Genomic DNA, 19359 nt, shown 5'->3' on the forward strand with positions numbered 1-19359 from the left:
AATGAAGGGAGGATGTACCCTTGTTTGAATTAAATAATTTTGATGCAATACAAATAGGGCTAGCTTCTCCAGAACAGATCAGAGAGTGGTCTAGAGGAGAAGTGAAAAAACCTGAAACAATAAACTATAGAACTTTAAAACCAGAGAGAGATGGGTTATTCTGTGAAAGAATATTTGGACCTATGAAAGACTGGGAGTGTCATTGCGGAAAATATAAAAGAGTTAGATATAAAGGAATCGTTTGTGACAGATGTGGTGTTGAAGTTACTAAAACAAAAGTAAGACGTGAGAGAATGGGGCACATAGAACTTGCTGCTCCTGTATCACACATATGGTATTTCAAAGGAATACCATCAAGAATGGGATTAATTCTTGATATGTCACCACGATCCTTAGAAAAAGTTTTATATTTTGCTTCCTATGTAGTTCTAGATCCAAAGGATACAGGACTAGATAAAAAGCAAATATTAACTGAGAAGGACTATAGAGAAGCTATAGATAAGTATGGCTATGATGGATTTGTTGCTGGAATGGGAGCAGAATCAATCAAAGTTTTACTTCAAGATATAGATCTTGATGAGTTAGGCGCTGAACTAAAAGAAGATCTAAAGACAAGTAGCGGACAGAAAAGAGTAAGAACTATAAGAAGATTAGACGTAGTTGAATCCTTTAGAAAGTCAAAAAATAAGCCAGAATGGATGATTATTGATGTTATACCAGTAATACCTCCAGACTTAAGACCAATGGTTCAATTAGACGGAGGAAGATTTGCTACATCTGATTTAAATGACCTTTATAGAAGAGTTATAAACAGAAATAACAGATTAAAGAAACTGTTAGACTTAGGCGCTCCAGATATCATTGTTAGAAATGAGAAGAGGATGCTTCAAGAAGCTGTTGATGCTCTTATAGATAATGGTAGAAGAGGAAGACCGGTTACAGGTCCAGGAAATAGACCACTTAAATCATTATCAGATATGCTTAAAGGTAAGCAAGGAAGATTTAGACAGAACCTTCTTGGAAAACGTGTTGACTACTCAGGACGTTCCGTTATAGTTGTTGGTCCAGAATTGAAAATGTATCAATGTGGACTTCCAAAAGAAATGGCTCTTGAATTATTCAAACCATTTGTTATGAAGAAATTAGTTGAGACTGGAGTTGCACATAACATAAAGAGTGCAAAGAGAATGGTTGAAAGAGTAATGCCTCAAGTATGGGATGTATTAGAAGAAGTTATATCTGATCATCCAGTATTACTAAACCGTGCTCCTACTTTGCATAGATTAGGTATTCAAGCCTTCCAACCAATTTTAGTTGAAGGAAGAGCTATAAAGTTACATCCACTTGTATGTACAGCATACAACGCTGACTTTGACGGAGACCAAATGGCGGTACACGTACCACTATCAGTTGAAGCACAGGCAGAAGCTAGATTTTTAATGTTAGCAGCTCATAATATATTAAAACCATCTGATGGAAAGCCTGTTTGTGTACCTACACAGGACATGGTTTTAGGCTCATATTATTTAACTTTGGATAAAGATGGAGCTAAAGGTGAAGGAAGAATGTTCTCTTCACCAAATGAAGTTTATATGGCATATCAAGTTAAAGATATTGATATACATGCAAAAATTAAAGTTAAAATGAGCAAGATTAAAGATGGTAAGTTAATCACTGGAATCATTGATACCACTCCAGGTAAGCTGATATTTAATGAATCTATTCCGCAAAACTTAGGATTTATTGATAGAAGTAAACCAGAAAATGAGTTTAAGCTTGAAATTGATTTCTTAGCAAGTAAGAAGAATTTAGGTAAAATTATAGATAGATGTTATCTAAAATATGGTGCTACTGAGACATCAAAAATGTTAGATAATATAAAAGCAAAAGGATATCACTACTCATCAATAGGAGCTATAACTGTTGCTACTTCAGATATGGAAGTTCCAGCAGCTAAGGAGACCTTACTAGCTGAGACAGATGCTGCTGTTGATAAGATAGATAAAATGTACAGAAGAGGATTTATATCTGAAGATGAAAGATATGAAAGAGTTATAGATAAGTGGACTAAGACTACTGAAGATATAGCTAATGCCCTTATGGATAGCTTAGATAAATTTAACCCAATAGCAATGATGGCTGATTCAGGAGCCAGAGGTTCTAAGAGTCAGATTAAACAGCTTGCGGGTATGAGAGGGCTTATGGCTAATCCATCTGGTAAAATTATAGAGTTACCAATTAGAGCATCATTTAGAGAAGGTCTTGATGTATTAGAATATTTCATATCTACTCACGGAGCTAGAAAAGGTAACGCCGATACAGCACTTAAAACCGCGGATTCAGGATATCTAACAAGAAGACTTGTTGACGTAAGCCAAGATGTTATTGTAAGACATGAGGACTGTGGTTCTACAGAAGGATTTGAAGTAAGTGAAATCAAAGAAGGAAGCGAAGTAATCGAACCTTTAAGCGAAAGACTTACTGGAAGATATAGTGCGGAAGATATAATTAATCCAAAAACAGGAGAAGTTATTGTTCCAAGAGATACTTATATGGATATACACCTTGCAGAAGAAGTTGAAAGTACAGGAATTAAAAAAGTTAAAATAAGATCTGTATTTACATGTAAATCTAAGATAGGTGTTTGTTCTAAATGTTATGGTATGAACATGGCTACTGCTCAAAAAATTAACATTGGAGAATCTGTTGGTATTATAGCTGCACAATCTATAGGTGAGCCAGGTACACAGCTTACAATGAGAACTTTCCATACAGGAGGAGTTGCTGGAGCGGATATTACTCAAGGTCTTCCAAGGGTTGAAGAGCTATTTGAAGCTAGAAAACCTAAAGGATTAGCAATTGTAAGTGATGTTGCAGGTGCAGTGAGAATTGAAGAAACTAAGAAAAAGAGAACTGTTGTTATAACTACAAATGAAGGGGAAGAGTTTAGCTATGATATCCCATTCGGCTCAAGAATCAAAGTTTTAAATGGAGATACAATTGGAGCTGGAGATGAAGTTACTGAAGGGTCAGTTAACCCACATGATATCATCAGAATTAAGGGAGTAAATGGTGTTAAAAACTATCTTCTTTCAGAAGTTCAAAAAGTTTATAGACTTCAAGGTGTTGATATCAATGATAAACACTTGGAAGTTGTTATAAGACAAATGACTAGAAAAGTTAAAATAGAAGAGTCAGGAGATACTGATTTATTACCAGGAACAATGATAGACATATTTGACTTTGAGGAAGAAAATGAAAGAATTCTTGCTGAAGGTGGAATGCCAGCAGAAGGTAAAATAACATTACTTGGAATAACAAAAGCAGCACTTGCTACTGATTCATTTTTATCAGCGGCTTCGTTCCAAGAAACTACAAGAGTTCTTACTGATGCGGCTATCAAGGGTAAAATTGACAATCTAGTGGGATTAAAAGAAAATGTAATTATTGGTAAATTAATCCCGGCAGGAACAGGGATGACTCGCTATAGAACAATTAAGATTTCTACAGAAAAAGAAAATGAAGAAATCTTAACTGAGGATTTACAAGCATAGAATATATTTTGTTGACAGTGTAGTTCTAAAATGATAAAATACAGTTTGTGTGATTTTAATACTTACAAAGTGCGGTTTCTTTTAGGATAATTACACATATGAGGGGGGTAAATATGATAGGCAGACTCGAAGGTGAAAAGGTGGTTGGAATCAAGCAAACAACAAAGGCTTTGAAGAATAAACAAGGTAAAGTTCTCTATTTAGCTAAAGATGCTGATCAAAAACTATTAAAACCTATTATAGAGTTAGCTAAAACTAATTCCCTGCAGATTGAATATGTTGATACTATGAAAGAACTAGGAAAATTATGTGCAATAGATGTATCAGCTGCAACTGCGCTCATATTATAATTTATATTTAGCTAGCAGGTAATTAATATAAATAAATATATAACATCATGCATTGTCAAGACTTTGATAATGTATGATGTCTGTATAGATATACTATTATTTGATAGTATACCCAAAATATAGGAGGTGAAAAAATGCCAACAATCAGCCAATTAGTTAGAAAAGGAAGAAAATCTTTAGAAACTACCTCAAACTCACCAGCATTAAAAGAGTGTCCACAAAAAAGAGGAGTATGTACAGTAGTTAAAACTACAACTCCAAAAAAACCAAACTCAGCTTTAAGAAAAATTGCTAGGGTTAGACTTACAAATGGATATGAAGTTACTGCTTACATCGGTGGAGTAGGTCACAACTTACAAGAGCACAGTGTTGTTCTTATAAGAGGCGGAAGAGTTAAAGACCTTCCAGGGGTTAGATACCACATAGTAAGAGGTGCTTTAGACTCAGCAGGAGTTGCTAACAGATCACAATCAAGATCTAAGTACGGTGCTAAGAGACCAAAACAAAAATAGAGGTCTTAAAGATTAAACTAAGAGGTGCGATGCCTTCGGCATTTATATAGATATACATAGATAGTTGGAGCAGAGCGCTTTGCGGTAGAAATATCGAGTACCTATGAGTTAATTTAAATTGTTAAGGAGGGAAGAAAAGTGCCAAGAAAAGGATTTATAGCAAAAAGAGATGTATTACCAGATCCAATGTACAATTCAAAAGTTGTTACTAAGTTAATCAACAACATAATGGAAGATGGTAAAAAAGGAGTAGCACAAAAAATATGCTACGATGCTTTCCAAATAATTAGTGAAAAAACAGGTAAAGAACCTTTAGAAGTTTTCGAAGCAGCAATGAATAATGTAATGCCATTACTTGAAGTTAAGGCAAGAAGAATCGGTGGAGCTACTTATCAAGTACCTATCGAAGTTAGACCAGAGAGAAGACAAACTTTAGGTATTAGATGGATGCTTGCGGCTTGTGAAAAAAGAGGCGAAAAGTACATGAGAGAGAGACTTGCAAATGAGTTAATCGACGCTTCTAACAACACTGGTGTTGCTGTTAAAAAGAGAGAAGATACTCATAAAATGGCTGAAGCTAATAAGGCTTTTGCTCATTACAGATATTAATATAGAAACTGTTTTGGCTGCGCTAAAACAGTTTTCTCAAATCTAAAATCACTCGTCGAGAGGAGGAAAAATTGTGACTAGACAATATGCATTAGAAAAATTTCGTAATATTGGAATAATGGCCCATATAGATGCTGGTAAAACAACTACTACGGAGCGTGTATTATTCTATACAGGAAAAACACATAAGATCGGAGAAACACACGAAGGTGGAGCTACAATGGACTGGATGGCTCAAGAGCAAGAAAGAGGTATAACAATTACTTCTGCAGCAACAATGTGTTTTTGGAAAGATCACGTAATAAATATAATAGATACACCTGGACACGTAGATTTTACTGTTGAGGTTGAAAGATCTTTAAGAGTTCTTGATGGAGCTGTATCTGTATTCTGTGCTAAAGGTGGGGTTGAACCTCAATCTGAAACAGTATGGAGACAAGCGAATAAGTATTCAGTACCAAGAATGGCTTATGTAAATAAAATGGATATAATGGGTGCTGATTTCTTTAGAGTTGTTAGTATGATGAAAGAAAGATTAAAAACTAACGCAGTGCCAATACAAATACCAATAGGTAAAGAAGAAAACTTTGTAGGAATTATAGATTTAATGAAAAATAAAGCTGAAATCTACAAAGATGATTTAGGTACTCAAATAGAAGAAAGTGAAGTTCCAGAAGACATGAAAGATTTAGCTGAAGAGTATAGAGCAGCAATGATAGAAGCTATTGCTGAATTAGACGAAGAGCTAATGATGAAATATCTAGATGGAGAAGAAATAACTGAAGAAGAATTAAAAGCTGCACTAAGAAAAGGTGTTATAGACAATGAAATAGTTCCAGTAATATGCGGATCATCTTACAAAAATAAAGGTGTTCAAATGATGATAGATGCAGTAGTTGACTATATGCCATCACCATTAGATATACCTGCTATAAAAGGTGTAGATGCTGTAACTGGAGAAGAAGTTGAAAGACATACAAGTGATGAAGAACCATTAGCTGCATTAGCATTCAAAATTGCTACTGACCCATTTGTAGGTAAGTTAGCATTCACAAGAGTTTACTCTGGTGTAATGGAAAGTGGTACATATGTATTAAATGCTAACAAAGGTAAAAAAGAAAGAATCGGAAGACTTGTTAAAATGCACGCTAACGCAAGAGAAGAAGTTACTGAGTTACGTGCTGGAGATTTAGGTGCTGTTATAGGATTGAAAACAACTACAACAGGAGATACTCTATGCACAGAAAATGATGCAGTAATTCTTGAAAGTATGGAATTCCCAGAACCAGTTATCCATGTTGCTATAGAGCCAAAATCCAAAGCAGGTCAAGAAAAAATGGGTATTGCTTTAGCTAAACTTGCTGAAGAAGATCCAACATTTAAGACATATACAGATCAAGAAACTGGTCAAACAATTATAGCTGGTATGGGAGAGCTTCACCTTGAAATCATTGCAGATAGACTTCAAAGAGAATTTAAAGTTGAATGTAACGTTGGTAAGCCACAGGTTGCTTACAAAGAAACAATTAGAAAACAAGTTAAAGCTGAAGGTAAATTTATTAGACAATCAGGTGGACGTGGACAATACGGTCATGCTGTAATCGAATTAATACCACACAGCGGACCATATGAATTCGAAAATGCTATCGTTGGAGGATCTGTACCAAAAGAGTATATTTCACCAATTGATAATGGAATTCAAGAAGCTTCTGAAGCAGGTATACTTGGCGGATATCCAGTTCTTAACTTTAAAATTAGACTTGTTGATGGATCATATCATGATGTTGACTCATCAGAAATGGCATTTAAAATTGCTGGATCTATGGCATTTAAAAATGCTATGTCTAAAGCAGACCCAGTATTACTTGAGCCAATAATGAAAGTTGAAGTTACTATGCCTGAAGAGTATATGGGTGACGTTATGGGTGACATTAACTCAAGAAGAGGAAGAATTGAAGGTATGGATCCACAAAATGGAGCACAAGTTATAAGAGCAATGGTTCCACTATCACAAATGTTTGGATATGCGACTACATTAAGATCTAGAACTCAAGGTAGAGGAAATTATACTATGGAGTTCGCCGCTTATGAAGAAGTTCCAAAGAGTATTCAAGAAGAAGTTCTAGGTAAAAAATAATAAATATAATTAGACAATTAAAATAAATATTTAAAAATTACTTTAAAGTGTTAAAGGAGGAATAAAAAATGGCTAAGGAAAAATTTGAAAGAAGCAAACCGCACGTTAACATTGGAACTATAGGACACGTTGACCACGGTAAAACAACATTAACAGCTGCAATCACAACAGTATTAGCAAGCAGAGGATTTGCAGAGGCATTCAAATATGACCAAATAGACAAAGCACCAGAGGAAAAAGAAAGAGGAATCACAATCAATACATCACACGTTGAGTATCAAACAGATAACAGACACTATGCTCACGTTGACTGTCCAGGACACGCTGACTATGTAAAGAACATGATAACAGGAGCAGCTCAAATGGATGGAGCAATCTTAGTAGTATCAGCAGCAGACGGTCCAATGCCGCAAACAAGAGAGCATATACTGCTAGCATCAAGAGTAGGAGTACAATACATAGTAGTATTCTTAAACAAAGCAGATATGGTAGACGATCCAGAATTATTAGAATTAGTTGAAATGGAAGTAAGAGAATTATTAAGCGAGTATGACTTCCCAGGAGATGATATTCCAGTAATAACAGGATCAGCATTAAAAGCATTAGAAAACCCAACAGATGAAGCTGCGACAGCATGCATAATGGAATTAATGGAATCAGTAGACAGCTATATTCCAACTCCAGAAAGAGCAACAGACAAAGCATTCTTAATGCCAGTAGAGGACGTATTCACAATCACTGGAAGAGGAACAGTTGCAACAGGAAGAGTAGAAACAGGAATATTAAAAGTTGGAGACGAGATAGAACTTGTTGGATTAAGCGAAGAGAAGAGAAAAGTAGTTTGTACAGGAGTTGAGATGTTTAGAAAACTTCTTGATGAAGCACAAGCAGGAGACAATATAGGAGCATTATTAAGAGGGGTACAAAGAGCAGACATCCAAAGAGGTCAGGTTTTAACAAAACCAGGTTCAGTAAACCCACACGTTAAGTTTGTAGGTCAAGTATACGTACTTAAAAAAGAAGAAGGTGGAAGACATACACCATTCTTTGATGGATATAGACCACAGTTCTACTTCAGAACAACAGACGTAACAGGATCAATCAAATTACCAGACGGAATGGAAATGGTAATGCCAGGAGACCACATTGACATGAACGTTGAATTAATCACTCCAATCGCAATGGATGAAGGATTAAGATTCGCAATCAGAGAAGGTGGAAGAACAGTAGGTTCAGGAGTTGTTACTTCTATAATTAAGTAATATAATTATTTAACTTAGTAATTTAGATAATTTAGTGTATACATGAGAATATGCCTAGGCTTTAAGGAGAAGGGGACGCCCTTCTCCTTAATTAATAATATTGCATAAAAAGTACAAATTTACCAATACTATAACGTATTAATTAATTTATAAATTAATGTATAAATTAATTAAAAAATACTTGTCAAAGTATATAGAGTACGGTATAATATAGAAGTTGTAAAGTGGTAACAGCGATGAGGTAAGAGGTTGCCGGACTTCCGGGGAATTCTTCACCGAGCATGTCCTAATCTTGAATTGGGCGACGGGGTCTGTGTTTGCTCTGTGTTGCGTTAATTTAATGCAACACCCGGAACAGTTTACAGAACATCCGCTGTTGCACGTAAGAAGTATAGCGTGCGATGAAAAGGAGGGAATACAATGTCAAAACAAAAAATCAGAATCAGATTAAAAGCTTTTGATCACAATATATTAGATCAATCAGCTGAAAGAATTGTAGAAACAGCTAAATCTACAGGAGCTAAAGTAGCAGGTCCAGTACCACTACCTACTGAAAAAGATGTAGTAACAGTTTTAAGAGCTCCACATAAATACAAAGATTCAAGAGAGCAGTTCGAAATAAGAACTCACAAGAGACTAATCGATATATTAAGCCCATCACCAAAAACTGTTGATGCGTTAATGAGATTAGACTTGCCAGCAGGCGTAGATATAGAAATAAAACTATAGACGTACATAAGAGTACGAGTAATAGATAACTATTACTAACTATTATGACCACTGAGGTGGTCCGCTAATAAGTAGGAGGTGTATTTGAATGAAAAAAGCTATAATGGGTAAAAAACTAGGAATGACTCAAATATTTGATGAAAATAGAAAAGTAGTTCCAGTAACAGTTGTAGAAGCTGGTCCATGCGTAGTTATCCAAAAGAAAACTCTTGAAACTGACGGATATGAATCAGTTAAGGTTGCTTTCGGAGATATAAGAGAAAAATTAGTTAATAAGCCAATGAAAGGTCAATTCGAAAAGGCTGGAGTTGGTGTTAAGAGACACATAAAAGAGTTTAAATTAGAGGACATGAGCGGCTTAGAAGTTGGTTCAGAAATAAAAGCTGAAGTATTTGCAGCAGGAGATAAAGTAGACGTTTCAGGAGTATCTAAAGGTAAGGGATTCCAAGGCGTAATTAAAAGATGGAACTTCCACAGAGGACCGATGACTCACGGATCTAAGTTCCACAGAGCAGTAGGTTCTATGGGAGCTACAGATGCTGCTAGAACTTTCAAAAACAAGAGAATGCCTGGACATATGGGAAATGTTAATACAACAGTATTAAGTTTAGAAATCGTAAGAGTAATACCTGAGAAAAACATAATCCTTATAAAAGGTGGAATACCAGGACCAAATAAAGGTCTTGTAGTAATTAGAGACGCTGTTAAAGCTTAGGGAAAGGAGGATACAGAATGCCTACATTAAAAGTGTTTAATAAAGAAGGAAAAGAAGTTGGAGATATCCAATTAAATGAAAATATATTTGATGTTGAAGTAAGCAGAGATGCTATGCATCAAGTAGTATTAGCTCAATTAGCTAATAAAAGACAAGGAACTCAAAGCGCTAAAACTAGAGCTGAAGTTCGCGGCGGTGGTATAAAACCATGGAGACAAAAAGGAACTGGTAGAGCAAGACAAGGTTCAATAAGAGCACCACAATGGATTCATGGTGGTATCGTATTTGCACCAAAGCCAAGAGACTATAGAGTTTCAATTCCAAAAAGCATGAGAAGAACAGCTATGAAGTCAGCTTTAACTTCAAAAGTTGTTGACAATGAAATGATAGTATTAGAAAGCTTAAATTTTGAAGCTCCTAAGACTAAAGAAATGATAAAAGTTTTAAGTGCTTTTGAAGCTAAGAAAACTTTAATAGTAGTAGCTGAGTCAAACGAGAATGTTTATAAATCAGCTAGAAATATACCAGGAGTAGCTGTGTTACCAGTAAACAACTTAAACGTATATGATATATTAAAATACGAGAAGTTTGTGGTAACTAAAGAAGCTGTATCTAAAATTGAGGAGGTGTATGCATAATGAAAATGACAAGCCATGATATAATAAGAAAACCTGTTATAACTGAAAAAAGTATGGCAGCAATGGCTGATAAAAAATACACTTTCATAGTTGACATACACGCTAATAAATTCCAAATAAAGAAAGCAGTAGAAGAAGTTTTTGGAGTAGAAGTAGAAAATGTAGCTACAATTAGAAGCTTAGGAAAAACTAAGAGAGTTGGAGTTCATGTTGGTAAAAGAGCAAACTTCAAAAAAGCAATAGTTACATTAACTGCAGATAGTAAAACTATAGAGTTCTTTGAAGGAATGTAGTTAGCGAATAAGCATTTATTGGTTTAGAACCAGATAAGCGAAAAGAAGGAGGGAAACCTAATGGCAGTTAAGAAGTTTAGACCTACCACACCTTCAAGAAGAAATATGACAATGGCTACATTTGAAGAAATAACTACTGATGTACCAGAAAAGTCACTTCTTGTAAGTAAGACAAAATCAGGTGGTAGAAATGCCCATGGTAAAATTACTGTTCGTCACCGCGGTGGTGGAGCGAAACAAAAATATAGAATAATTGACTTTAAGAGAAGAAAAGATGGTATTCCAGCAAAGGTTGCAACTATTGAGTATGATCCAAATAGATCAGCATACATTGCTCTAGTTGTATATGCAGATGGTGAAAAGAGATACATAATAGCTCCAGTAGGATTAAAAGTTGGAGATGTAATAGTATCTGGTCCAGATGCAGATATAAAAGTAGGAAACACTCTTCCAATAGCTAACATACCAGTTGGTAGTGTAATTCATAACATAGAGTTACAAGTTGGAAAAGGTGCTCAACTTGTTAGATCAGCAGGTTCTTCAGCTCAGCTTATGGCTAAAGAAGGAGAATATGCTCAAGTAAGACTTCCAAGTGGAGAAGTAAGATATGTAAGAATTAACTGTAGAGCTACTATAGGAACAGTTTCTAACTTAACTCATGAAATTGTTAAAATAGGTAAAGCAGGAAGAAAAAGGCATTTGGGTTTCAGACCTACAGTAAGAGGTTCTGTTATGAACCCTAATGACCATCCACACGGAGGTGGAGAGGGAAAATCTCCTATCGGACACGCAAGTCCACTTACTCCATGGGGTAAACCAGCTCTTGGATACAAAACTAGAAAAACTAAAAAATACTCTGATAAATTTATTGTTAAGAGAAGAAATAAGAAATAATAAGAAGGGAATATTTTATTCTCTTCTGAACTACGCATACATTGTATGAAGGGAGGCCGCTAACACATGGGTAGATCTATAAAAAAAGGACCTTTTGTTAAAGAGTCGCTTTTAAATAAAATCAATGAGATGAACAAAAATGGTGAGAAGAAAGTTGTAAAAACTTGGTCAAGAAGTTCTACTATTTTCCCACAAATGATAGGTCATACTATCGCAGTTCATGACGGAAGAAAACACGTTCCTGTATATATCCAAGAAGATATGGTAGGACATAAGTTAGGTGAATTCGCATTAACTAGAACTTTCAAAGGTCACATCGATAAGTCAAAATCAAGCAAAGTAAGATAGTCCGGGAAGGAGGAAATACACGATGGAAGCTAAAGCTATAGCAAGATATGTAAGAATGTCTCCAATGAAAGTTGGTATCGTTCTTGATTTAATAAGAGGTAAAGATGTAAATGAAGCTTTTGCTATATTACAATATACTCCAAAAGATGCAGCTGAAGTTGTAAACAAAGTACTAAAGTCAGCAGTTGCAAATGCAGAAAATAATTTAAGTTTAGATAGAAATAGATTATATGTTGCAAGTGCACATACTGGTCAAGGTCCAACATTAAAAAGATTTAGACCACATGCGCAAGGAAGAGCTTTCAGAATAAGAAAGAAAACTAGCCATATAACTTTAGTAATCAAAGAAAGAGCATAAGAAGGAGGGATATATAGTGGGACAAAAAGTACATCCACACGGCTTAAGAGTTGGTGTAATCAAAGATTGGGATGCTAAATGGTACGCAGAAGGAACTAACTTTGCAGACAATTTAGTTGAAGACAATCATGTAAGAGAATACCTTAAAAAGAAGTTATACACTGCAGGAATTTCTAGAATAGAAATTGAAAGAGCAGCAAAAAGAATGAAACTTAATATACATACTGCTAAACCAGGAATGGTTATAGGAAAAGGCGGTCAAGGTATAGAAGAACTTAAAAAAGGATTAAAGAACATTGTTAAGGCAAGTAATGTTCTTATTAATATCGTAGAAGTTAAAAACCCAGAAAACAACGCTCAATTAATGGCTGAAAGCATAGCAGCTCAATTAGAAAAGAGAATATCTTTTAGAAGAGCTATGAAACAAACAATCCAAAGAGCTATGAGAACAGGCGTTAAAGGAGTTAAAACAGCTTGTTCAGGAAGACTTGGTGGAGCAGAAATTGCTAGAGCAGAATTTTACCATGAAGGAACAATTCCGCTACAAACTTTAAGAGCTGACATAGATTATGGATTTGCAGAGGCAGATACAATTTATGGAAAAATTGGAGTTAAAGTTTGGGTATATAAAGGCGAAGTTCTTCCAACAAAGAAAGTTGAAAAGGAAGAAGCTAACGCTTAATAACGTGTAAGGAAGGAGGAATATGACATGTTAATGCCTAAAAGAGTTAAACATCGTAAGGTTCATCGTGGCAGAATGAAAGGTAAAGCTACTAGAGGTAACTTCATCGCTTACGGAGATTACGCTTTACAAGCAACTGAATGTGGTTGGATAACAAGCAACCAAATTGAGTCTGCCAGAATAGCTATAAATAGATACGTAAGAAGAGGAGGAAAGGTTTGGATAAAAATCTTCCCTGATAAGCCAGTTACTGAGAAGCCAGCTGAAACACGTATGGGATCTGGTAAAGGTTCACCAGAATACTGGGTAGCAGTAGTTAAACCAGGCAGAGTGTTATTTGAAATCTCTGGAGTTTCAGAAGAAGCTGCTAGAGAAGCTATGAGACTAGCATCTCACAAACTACCAATTAAAACTAAGTTTGTGACAAGAAAAGATTTTGAGGAAATGGGTGGTGAAATCAATGAAGGCTAATGAATTAAAAGAGTTGAGACAAAGTACTCCTCAAGATTTACAAGTGAAATTAACTGATTTAAAATCAGAATTATTTAACCTTAGATTTCAGTTAGCTACAGGACAGTTAGAAAACCCAATGAGAATTAAACAGGTTAAAAAGTCTATAGCCCAAATTAAAACCATCCTTAGAGAAGAAGAATTAAGGGCTTTTGAGCAGTAATACTGAAAGGAGGTTCGTCTTGTGGAAAGAGGAAATAGAAAGACAAGAATAGGAAGAGTTGTTTCTGATAAAATGGATAAAACAATCGTTGTTGCAGTTGAAACAAAGGTTAGACATCCACTGTACGGAAAAACAGTTAACAGAACTACAAAATTCAAAGCTCATGATGAAAATAATGAAGCTAGAATTAATGATAGAGTATTAATTATGGAGACAAGACCATTATCAAAAGATAAAAGATGGAGACTTGTTGAAATCACTGAGAAAGCTAAATAGTTAACTGAAAGGAGGGTATTTTACATGATACAACAACAAACATTATTAAAGGTAGCAGACAACTCTGGTGCTAAGGAAATAATGTGTATTAGAGTACTAGGTGGTTCCAAAAGAAAATGGGGAAACATCGGAGATATAATCGTTGCTAGCGTTAAAAGTGCAACACCAGGTGGAGTTGTTAAAAAAGGTGACGTTATAAAAGCAGTTATTGTTAGATCAGTAAAAGGTTTAAGAAGAGCAGACGGTTCATACATTAAATTTGATGAAAATGCAGCTGTTGTAATAAAAGAAGATAAAAATCCAAGAGGAACTCGTATCTTCGGACCTGTTGCTAGGGAGCTAAGAGATAAAGAATTTAATAAGATATTATCATTAGCACCTGAAGTTCTATAAGATAGGAGGTAGCTATAATGAAAGTTCATGTTAGAAAGAAAGACACAGTAATGGTTATTTCTGGTAAAGATAAAGGAAAAATTGGTGAAGTTCTAGCTGTTTATCCTAAAAAAGGAAAAGTTGTAGTTAAGGACGTTAGTGTTGTTACTAAACACCAAAAACCTAATAAACAAAACATGCAAGGTGGAATAGTACACTTTGAAGGAGCTATAAACAGTTCAAAGGTTATGTTATACTGCAATAAGTGTAAATCTGTTACTAGAATAAGTAATAAAATATTAGAGGATGGCACTAAAGTAAGAGTGTGCAAGAAGTGCGGAGAAACATTTTAATTCGCGAAAGGAGGTTTAACCAATGGTTGCAAGACTACAAGAAAAATACAATAATGAAGTAGTTCAAGCTATGATGGAGAAGTTCGGATATAAAAACATAATGGAAGTACCTAAGCTTGAAAAGATAGTAGTAAATATGGGAGTTGGAGAAGCTAAAGATAATTCTAAGGTTCTTGAGGCTGCTGTTGCTGACATGCAACTAATAACAGGACAAAAGGCAATCTTAACAAGAGCTAAGAACTCTGTAGCAAACTTTAAAATAAGAGAGAAGATGCCAATCGGATGTAAAGTTACATTAAGAAAGCAAAAAATGTTTGAATTTGCAGATAAGCTAATCAACATTGCTATACCTAGAATTAGAGACTTCAGAGGAGTTCCTTCAAAATCCTTTGATGGAAGAGGTAACTACGCATTAGGAATAAAAGAGCAATTAATATTCCCTGAAGTAGAATATGATAAGATTGACAAAGTAAGAGGTATGGATGTAATATTCGTTACTACTGCAAAGACAGACGAGGAAGCAAGAGAATTATTAAGATTCCTTGGAATGCCATTTGCTCAATAATAAGGAGGGAATAACGTGGCACGTAAAGCTTTAATAGAAAAATGGAAAAAAGAGCCTAAATATTCAACTAGAGCTTATACAAGATGCAGACTATGTGGAAGACCACATTCTGTATTAAAGAAATTTGGTATTTGCCGTATTTGTTTCAGAGAACTTGCTTATAAAGGACAAATTCCTGGATGTAAGAAGGCAAGTTGGTAATAAATTCATTATATGAAAGGAGGCACAATAAATGGTTATGACTGACCCTATCGCAGATTTGCTAACTCGTATAAGAAATGCAAATGTTGTTAGACACGAAATATTAGAAGTTCCTTCTTCAAACATAAAGAAGGCAATCGCAAACATAATGCTTCAAGAAGGATACCTTAAAAATATAGAAGAATATCAAGATGGTTCTGTAGCAATGTTAAGACTTACTATGAAGTATGGTCAAAACAAAGAGAGAGTAATAACAGGACTTAAGAGAATATCTAAACCAGGTTTAAGAGTATACACAAAGAATGAGGATGTTCCAAAAGTATTAAATGGCTTAGGAGTAGCAGTAATATCTACTTCAAAAGGAATCGTAACTGATAGAGAAGCTAGAAAATTAGGATTAGGTGGAGAAGTAATCTGCTATATCTGGTAGTTTGATGAACAGGAGGTGCAATTATGTCAAGAGTAGGAAGACTTCCAATAGCTATACCAAGCGGTGTAACAGTTACAGTATCACCAGAGAACGTTGTTACAGTTAAAGGACCTAAAGGTGAATTAACTAAAGCAATGGCAAAGGTTATAAATATAGCTATAGAAGATAATTCAGTGGTTGTTACAAGACCAAGCGATGTAAAAGAACATAGAGCTCTTCATGGATTAACAAGAGCATTAATAAATAACATGGTAATCGGAGTAACTAACGGTTATACTAAAATACTTCAATTAGTTGGTGTTGGATACAGAGCAACACTAAAAGGAAATAAATTAACATTAAACCTTGGATTCTCACATCCAGTTGAAGTAGAAGCAGTTCCAGGAATCACATTTGAAACTCCTGATGCTAATACAATACACGTTAAAGGCATAGATAAAGAACTAGTTGGAGATATTGCTGCCGACATTAGAGCGTGGAGAAAACCTGAGCCTTATAAAGGAAAAGGAATTAAATATTCTGATGAAGTTATAAGACGTAAAGAAGGTAAAACAGGTAAATAATAAATAGTGGGAAGGAGTGAAGGTAATGTTCAAAAAGGCTGATAGAAAACTATCAAGAGAAACTCGTCACTTAAGAGTACGTAAAAAAATAGCTGGAACAGCTGATAGACCAAGATTAGCTGTTTATAGAAGTGAAAAGAACATATACGCTCAAATTATAGATGACGTAGCTGGAAGAACTTTAGTTGCTGCTTCAAGTTTAGATAAAAACCTTGAATTAAAGGCTGGAAGCAACAAAGAAGCTGCTAAAGCTGTTGGAGAGCTAATAGCTAAAAAAGCGTTAGAAAACGGAATAAAAGAAGTGGTATTTGACAGAGGCGGATACGTTTACCACGGAAGAGTACAAATGCTTGCAGAAGGCGCAAGAGAAGCAGGACTTCAATTCTAAAAAAAGGAGGGAAATTCATGAAAATAGATCCTAGCACACTAGATCTTAAAGAAAAAGTTGTTTTTATTAATAGAGTTGCTAAGGTTGTTAAAGGTGGAAGAAACTTCAGATTCAGCGCACTAGTAGTTGTTGGAGATGAAAACGGACACGTTGGCGTTGGAATGGGTAAATCTATTGAAATACCTGAAGCTATAAGAAAAGGTATTGAAGATGCTAAGAAGAACCTTGTAAAAGTTGAATTAGATGGAACTACAGTTCCTCATACTATAGATGGAAAATTTGGTACTGGAAGAGTGCATATAATGCCAGCAGCAGAAGGTACAGGAGTTATCGCTGGAGGTCCAGCAAGAGCGGTGCTTGAGCTTGCAGGATTAAAAGACGTTAGAGCTAAATCTTTAGGTTCTAACAATCCAAGAAACATGGTAAATGCTACAATCAATGGATTAGCAAACTTAAGAACAGCAGAACAAGTTGCTAAATTAAGAGGCAAAACTGTTGAAGAAATTTTAGGATAGGAGGGGAATGACCTTGGCTAAACTTAAAATAACATTAACAAAAAGCTTAATCGGTAGAAAAAAAGACCATATAGCTACAGTTAATGCATTAGGATTAAAGAAAATAGGTAAAACTGTAGAGCACGAGGAAACTCCTCAAATCAGAGGTATGGTAAACAAAGTTAATTACCTACTGAAAGTAGAAGAAGCATAATACAAGGAGGTGTAGACTATGAAACTTCATGAGTTAAGACCTGCAGAAGGATCAAAAAGAGCCGCTAAAAGAGTTGGTAGAGGTACTGGTTCAGGCTGGGGTAAAACTGCAGGAAGAGGCCAAAATGGACAGAACTCAAGATCAGGCGGTGGTGTAAGACCTGGATTTGAGGGAGGTCAAATGCCTTTATACAGAAGATTACCTAAAAGAGGATTCACTAACATATTCGCTAAAGAATATGCTTGCATAAATGTTGATAGATTGAATATATTTGAAAATGGTACAGAAGTAACACCAGAATTACTAATCGAAAGAGGAGTAATTAAAAAAGTTTATGACGGTGTTAAAATATTAGGAAATGGTAACTTAGAGAGAAATTTAACTGTTAAAGTTAACAAAATCTCTAAAGCTGCTGCTGAAAAGATCGAAGCCGCTGGAGGCAAAGTTGAGGTGATATAGATGTTATCAACCCTACGAAATGCTTGGAAAGTTCCAGAGCTTAGAAAAAGGATGCTATTTACGTTATTTATAGTGGTGATATTTAGACTAGGGATATTTATTCCTGTTCCTGGGGTAGATGCTAGTAAGCTAGCTAACTTAACAAGCTCAGGAACATTGTTCACCTTCTATGATATGCTTTCCGGTGGTGCTCTAAGCAAGTTTAGTATATTTGCCATGGGTGTAGGACCATACATAAATGCATCAATCGTATTGCAATTATTAACAATAGCAGTTCCATATTTAGAGCAACTTTCTAAAGAAGGCCAAGACGGAAGACAAAAAATTCAAAACTACACAAGAATTGCAGCAATAGTTTTTTCAGTAGTTCAAGGTATTGCTGTATATGCTATGATAAATAGTGCTGGAGCACTTCAAATGGATGGAAAATTTGGGTTGTTTTTAGTAATTCTTACAACCACTGCTGGTTCGACATTATTAGTATGGTTAGGCGAACAGATACAAGTATATGGAATTGGAAATGGAGTTTCAGTAATAATTTTCGTAAATATTATTTCTACCATTCCAACCATGGCTTACCAAATTGGCGGACTTCAAAAGGCCGGTTCAGTAAGTATAGTAGAGGTTATAATATTTATACTAGTAGCTTTGGCTTTATTATTATCAGTTATTGTAGTAAATTTAGCAGAAAGAAGAGTGCCTGTGCAATATGCAGGAAAAGCAGTAGGAAATAAGATGTTCAAAGGACAATCAACGCACATTCCTTTTAGCTTAAATTCATCTGGAGTTATGGCGATAATTTTTTCTATGTCAGTGATGCAATTACCTGAAACAATAGCTAGAATTTGGCCAAAATCTTCTTTTGCAACGTTTGTATTGGAAAGTCCTTGGAGTATATTCCAAAGAGGATCCTTAAAATATGTAGTAGTGTATTTCGTATTAATATTATTTTTCTCATGGTTCTATACTATAGTTACATTAAAACCAGATGAGATGGCTGAAAATATGCATAAATCATCAGGGTTTATACCAGGTATAAGACCAGGAGAGAAAACAGCAATTTTCTTAGAAAAAGTTTTAACTAAAGTATCCATAATAGGAGGAACTTTCGCAGGGATAATAGCTGTATTCCCAATTATAATGGAATCCTACACTAAATTTAAAGGAATAGCCTTTGGAGGAACTAGTATATTAATTATTGTTGGAGTTGCTCTTGAAACAATGAAGCAACTTGAATCACAATTAGTAATGAGACATTACCAAGGTTTCCTTAAATAAATATTTTGGAGT

General features: G+C 35.1%; 28 protein-coding genes. All 28 read left to right on the forward strand.

Translation table 11 applies throughout. The features are described 5' to 3' along the window. Positions 1 to 20: 20 nt before the first annotated feature. The gene (rpoC, locus tag ACWPW7_RS05040; RefSeq protein WP_454052610.1) at positions 21 to 3554 is read left to right on the forward strand and encodes a DNA-directed RNA polymerase subunit beta'; all 3534 of its coding nucleotides are present in this window, start codon (positions 21 to 23) and stop codon (positions 3552 to 3554) included. Between the two features lie 113 nt (positions 3555 to 3667). Next, entirely contained in the window at positions 3668 to 3904 is a 237-nt protein-coding gene (locus ACWPW7_RS05045) for a ribosomal L7Ae/L30e/S12e/Gadd45 family protein (RefSeq protein WP_454052611.1), read from the forward strand. Between the two features lie 134 nt (positions 3905 to 4038). Continuing rightward, positions 4039 to 4416, forward strand: coding sequence for a 30S ribosomal protein S12 (rpsL, locus tag ACWPW7_RS05050; protein WP_039629574.1), 378 nt, complete (start codon positions 4039 to 4041; stop codon positions 4414 to 4416). A gap of 138 nt (positions 4417 to 4554) precedes the next feature. Further along, positions 4555 to 5025, forward strand: coding sequence for a 30S ribosomal protein S7 (rpsG, locus tag ACWPW7_RS05055; RefSeq protein ID WP_039629576.1), 471 nt, complete (start codon positions 4555 to 4557; stop codon positions 5023 to 5025). Between the two features lie 73 nt (positions 5026 to 5098). Then, positions 5099 to 7162 (forward strand): elongation factor G, encoded by a 2064-nt coding sequence (gene fusA, locus ACWPW7_RS05060; protein ID WP_454052612.1) that lies wholly within the window; start codon positions 5099 to 5101, stop codon positions 7160 to 7162. Between the two features lie 68 nt (positions 7163 to 7230). Next, on the forward strand, positions 7231 to 8424 hold the full coding sequence (gene tuf / locus ACWPW7_RS05065; RefSeq protein WP_454052604.1) for an elongation factor Tu: 1194 nt from the start codon (positions 7231 to 7233) through the stop codon (positions 8422 to 8424). A 420-nt stretch (positions 8425 to 8844) separates the two neighbouring features. Beyond that, positions 8845 to 9153 (forward strand): 30S ribosomal protein S10, encoded by a 309-nt coding sequence (gene rpsJ, locus ACWPW7_RS05070; RefSeq protein WP_039630647.1) that lies wholly within the window; start codon positions 8845 to 8847, stop codon positions 9151 to 9153. Positions 9154 to 9241: 88 nt separating this feature from the next. Then, the gene (gene rplC, locus ACWPW7_RS05075; RefSeq protein ID WP_454052613.1) at positions 9242 to 9868 is read left to right on the forward strand and encodes a 50S ribosomal protein L3; all 627 of its coding nucleotides are present in this window, start codon (positions 9242 to 9244) and stop codon (positions 9866 to 9868) included. 17 nt (positions 9869 to 9885) lie between these two features. Next, a complete protein-coding gene (gene rplD / locus ACWPW7_RS05080) occupies positions 9886 to 10506 on the forward strand; it encodes a 50S ribosomal protein L4 (RefSeq protein WP_291560986.1) in 621 nt (206 codons plus the stop codon). Then, entirely contained in the window at positions 10506 to 10799 is a 294-nt protein-coding gene (gene rplW / locus ACWPW7_RS05085; RefSeq protein WP_291560989.1) for a 50S ribosomal protein L23, read from the forward strand. Before rplD ends, rplW begins: the two co-directional genes overlap by 1 nt. Before the next feature lie 60 nt (positions 10800 to 10859). Next, entirely contained in the window at positions 10860 to 11693 is an 834-nt protein-coding gene (rplB, locus tag ACWPW7_RS05090) for a 50S ribosomal protein L2 (protein WP_291560992.1), read from the forward strand. A 66-nt stretch (positions 11694 to 11759) separates the two neighbouring features. Further along, a complete protein-coding gene (gene rpsS, locus ACWPW7_RS05095; RefSeq protein ID WP_039630657.1) occupies positions 11760 to 12041 on the forward strand; it encodes a 30S ribosomal protein S19 in 282 nt (93 codons plus the stop codon). Positions 12042 to 12063: 22 nt separating this feature from the next. Next, on the forward strand, positions 12064 to 12399 hold the full coding sequence (gene rplV / locus ACWPW7_RS05100) for a 50S ribosomal protein L22 (protein ID WP_039630658.1): 336 nt from the start codon (positions 12064 to 12066) through the stop codon (positions 12397 to 12399). 16 nt (positions 12400 to 12415) lie between these two features. Continuing rightward, complete coding sequence (rpsC, locus tag ACWPW7_RS05105) at positions 12416 to 13081, forward strand: 30S ribosomal protein S3 (protein ID WP_454052614.1); 666 nt, start codon at positions 12416 to 12418, stop codon at positions 13079 to 13081. Positions 13082 to 13108: 27 nt separating this feature from the next. Then, on the forward strand, positions 13109 to 13552 hold the full coding sequence (gene rplP, locus ACWPW7_RS05110; RefSeq protein ID WP_291560999.1) for a 50S ribosomal protein L16: 444 nt from the start codon (positions 13109 to 13111) through the stop codon (positions 13550 to 13552). Then, entirely contained in the window at positions 13542 to 13754 is a 213-nt protein-coding gene (rpmC, locus tag ACWPW7_RS05115) for a 50S ribosomal protein L29 (protein WP_039630665.1), read from the forward strand. Before rplP ends, rpmC begins: the two co-directional genes overlap by 11 nt. 21 nt (positions 13755 to 13775) lie before the next feature. Continuing rightward, entirely contained in the window at positions 13776 to 14030 is a 255-nt protein-coding gene (rpsQ, locus tag ACWPW7_RS05120) for a 30S ribosomal protein S17 (protein WP_039630667.1), read from the forward strand. 24 nt (positions 14031 to 14054) lie between these two features. Then, positions 14055 to 14423 (forward strand): 50S ribosomal protein L14, encoded by a 369-nt coding sequence (gene rplN, locus ACWPW7_RS05125; protein WP_291561005.1) that lies wholly within the window; start codon positions 14055 to 14057, stop codon positions 14421 to 14423. Positions 14424 to 14437: 14 nt separating this feature from the next. Beyond that, entirely contained in the window at positions 14438 to 14755 is a 318-nt protein-coding gene (gene rplX, locus ACWPW7_RS05130) for a 50S ribosomal protein L24 (protein ID WP_454055472.1), read from the forward strand. 22 nt (positions 14756 to 14777) lie between these two features. After that, on the forward strand, positions 14778 to 15320 hold the full coding sequence (gene rplE, locus ACWPW7_RS05135; protein WP_454052615.1) for a 50S ribosomal protein L5: 543 nt from the start codon (positions 14778 to 14780) through the stop codon (positions 15318 to 15320). A 15-nt stretch (positions 15321 to 15335) separates the two neighbouring features. Further along, positions 15336 to 15521: a type Z 30S ribosomal protein S14 gene (locus ACWPW7_RS05140; protein WP_010295312.1), complete on the forward strand. Its 186-nt coding sequence runs from the start codon at positions 15336 to 15338 to the stop codon at positions 15519 to 15521. Positions 15522 to 15552: 31 nt separating this feature from the next. After that, on the forward strand, positions 15553 to 15951 hold the full coding sequence (rpsH, locus tag ACWPW7_RS05145) for a 30S ribosomal protein S8 (protein ID WP_039630678.1): 399 nt from the start codon (positions 15553 to 15555) through the stop codon (positions 15949 to 15951). Positions 15952 to 15974: 23 nt separating this feature from the next. Further along, entirely contained in the window at positions 15975 to 16514 is a 540-nt protein-coding gene (rplF, locus tag ACWPW7_RS05150) for a 50S ribosomal protein L6 (RefSeq protein ID WP_454052616.1), read from the forward strand. A gap of 25 nt (positions 16515 to 16539) precedes the next feature. Next, positions 16540 to 16902 (forward strand): 50S ribosomal protein L18, encoded by a 363-nt coding sequence (gene rplR, locus ACWPW7_RS05155; RefSeq protein ID WP_454052617.1) that lies wholly within the window; start codon positions 16540 to 16542, stop codon positions 16900 to 16902. Between the two features lie 17 nt (positions 16903 to 16919). Then, positions 16920 to 17417: a 30S ribosomal protein S5 gene (rpsE, locus tag ACWPW7_RS05160; RefSeq protein WP_291561016.1), complete on the forward strand. Its 498-nt coding sequence runs from the start codon at positions 16920 to 16922 to the stop codon at positions 17415 to 17417. A gap of 13 nt (positions 17418 to 17430) precedes the next feature. Further along, positions 17431 to 17610, forward strand: coding sequence for a 50S ribosomal protein L30 (rpmD, locus tag ACWPW7_RS05165; protein WP_039630685.1), 180 nt, complete (start codon positions 17431 to 17433; stop codon positions 17608 to 17610). Positions 17611 to 17628: 18 nt separating this feature from the next. Next, entirely contained in the window at positions 17629 to 18069 is a 441-nt protein-coding gene (gene rplO, locus ACWPW7_RS05170; protein WP_291561019.1) for a 50S ribosomal protein L15, read from the forward strand. Further along, positions 18070 to 19347 carry a preprotein translocase subunit SecY gene (gene secY / locus ACWPW7_RS05175; RefSeq protein WP_454052618.1) on the forward strand — a complete coding sequence of 426 codons (1278 nt, stop codon included), beginning with the start codon at positions 18070 to 18072 and terminating at the stop codon, positions 19345 to 19347. Positions 19348 to 19359 lie beyond the last annotated feature (12 nt).

It is taken from the genome of Clostridium sp. Marseille-Q7071 (assembly GCF_965112025.1).

What these genes read in the sequence shown, in the direction of transcription:
- ACWPW7_RS05045 (WP_454052611.1), top strand. Translation starts at nt 3,668, where the DNA reads ATGATAGGCAGACTCGAAGGTGAAAAGGTGGTTGGAATCAAGCAAACA.
- rpsL (WP_039629574.1), top strand. Translation starts at nt 4,039, where the DNA reads ATGCCAACAATCAGCCAATTAGTTAGAAAAGGAAGAAAATCTTTAGAA.
- tuf (WP_454052604.1), top strand. Translation starts at nt 7,231, where the DNA reads ATGGCTAAGGAAAAATTTGAAAGAAGCAAACCGCACGTTAACATTGGA.
- rpsJ (WP_039630647.1), top strand. Translation starts at nt 8,845, where the DNA reads ATGTCAAAACAAAAAATCAGAATCAGATTAAAAGCTTTTGATCACAAT.
- rplC (WP_454052613.1), top strand. Translation starts at nt 9,242, where the DNA reads ATGAAAAAAGCTATAATGGGTAAAAAACTAGGAATGACTCAAATATTT.
- rplD (WP_291560986.1), top strand. Translation starts at nt 9,886, where the DNA reads ATGCCTACATTAAAAGTGTTTAATAAAGAAGGAAAAGAAGTTGGAGAT.
- rplW (WP_291560989.1), top strand. Translation starts at nt 10,506, where the DNA reads ATGAAAATGACAAGCCATGATATAATAAGAAAACCTGTTATAACTGAA.
- rplB (WP_291560992.1), top strand. Translation starts at nt 10,860, where the DNA reads ATGGCAGTTAAGAAGTTTAGACCTACCACACCTTCAAGAAGAAATATG.
- rpsS (WP_039630657.1), top strand. Translation starts at nt 11,760, where the DNA reads ATGGGTAGATCTATAAAAAAAGGACCTTTTGTTAAAGAGTCGCTTTTA.
- rplV (WP_039630658.1), top strand. Translation starts at nt 12,064, where the DNA reads ATGGAAGCTAAAGCTATAGCAAGATATGTAAGAATGTCTCCAATGAAA.
- rplP (WP_291560999.1), top strand. Translation starts at nt 13,109, where the DNA reads ATGTTAATGCCTAAAAGAGTTAAACATCGTAAGGTTCATCGTGGCAGA.
- rpmC (WP_039630665.1), top strand. Translation starts at nt 13,542, where the DNA reads ATGAAGGCTAATGAATTAAAAGAGTTGAGACAAAGTACTCCTCAAGAT.
- rplN (WP_291561005.1), top strand. Translation starts at nt 14,055, where the DNA reads ATGATACAACAACAAACATTATTAAAGGTAGCAGACAACTCTGGTGCT.
- rplE (WP_454052615.1), top strand. Translation starts at nt 14,778, where the DNA reads ATGGTTGCAAGACTACAAGAAAAATACAATAATGAAGTAGTTCAAGCT.
- rpsH (WP_039630678.1), top strand. Translation starts at nt 15,553, where the DNA reads ATGGTTATGACTGACCCTATCGCAGATTTGCTAACTCGTATAAGAAAT.
- rplF (WP_454052616.1), top strand. Translation starts at nt 15,975, where the DNA reads ATGTCAAGAGTAGGAAGACTTCCAATAGCTATACCAAGCGGTGTAACA.
- rplR (WP_454052617.1), top strand. Translation starts at nt 16,540, where the DNA reads ATGTTCAAAAAGGCTGATAGAAAACTATCAAGAGAAACTCGTCACTTA.
- rpsE (WP_291561016.1), top strand. Translation starts at nt 16,920, where the DNA reads ATGAAAATAGATCCTAGCACACTAGATCTTAAAGAAAAAGTTGTTTTT.
- rplO (WP_291561019.1), top strand. Translation starts at nt 17,629, where the DNA reads ATGAAACTTCATGAGTTAAGACCTGCAGAAGGATCAAAAAGAGCCGCT.
- secY (WP_454052618.1), top strand. Translation starts at nt 18,070, where the DNA reads ATGTTATCAACCCTACGAAATGCTTGGAAAGTTCCAGAGCTTAGAAAA.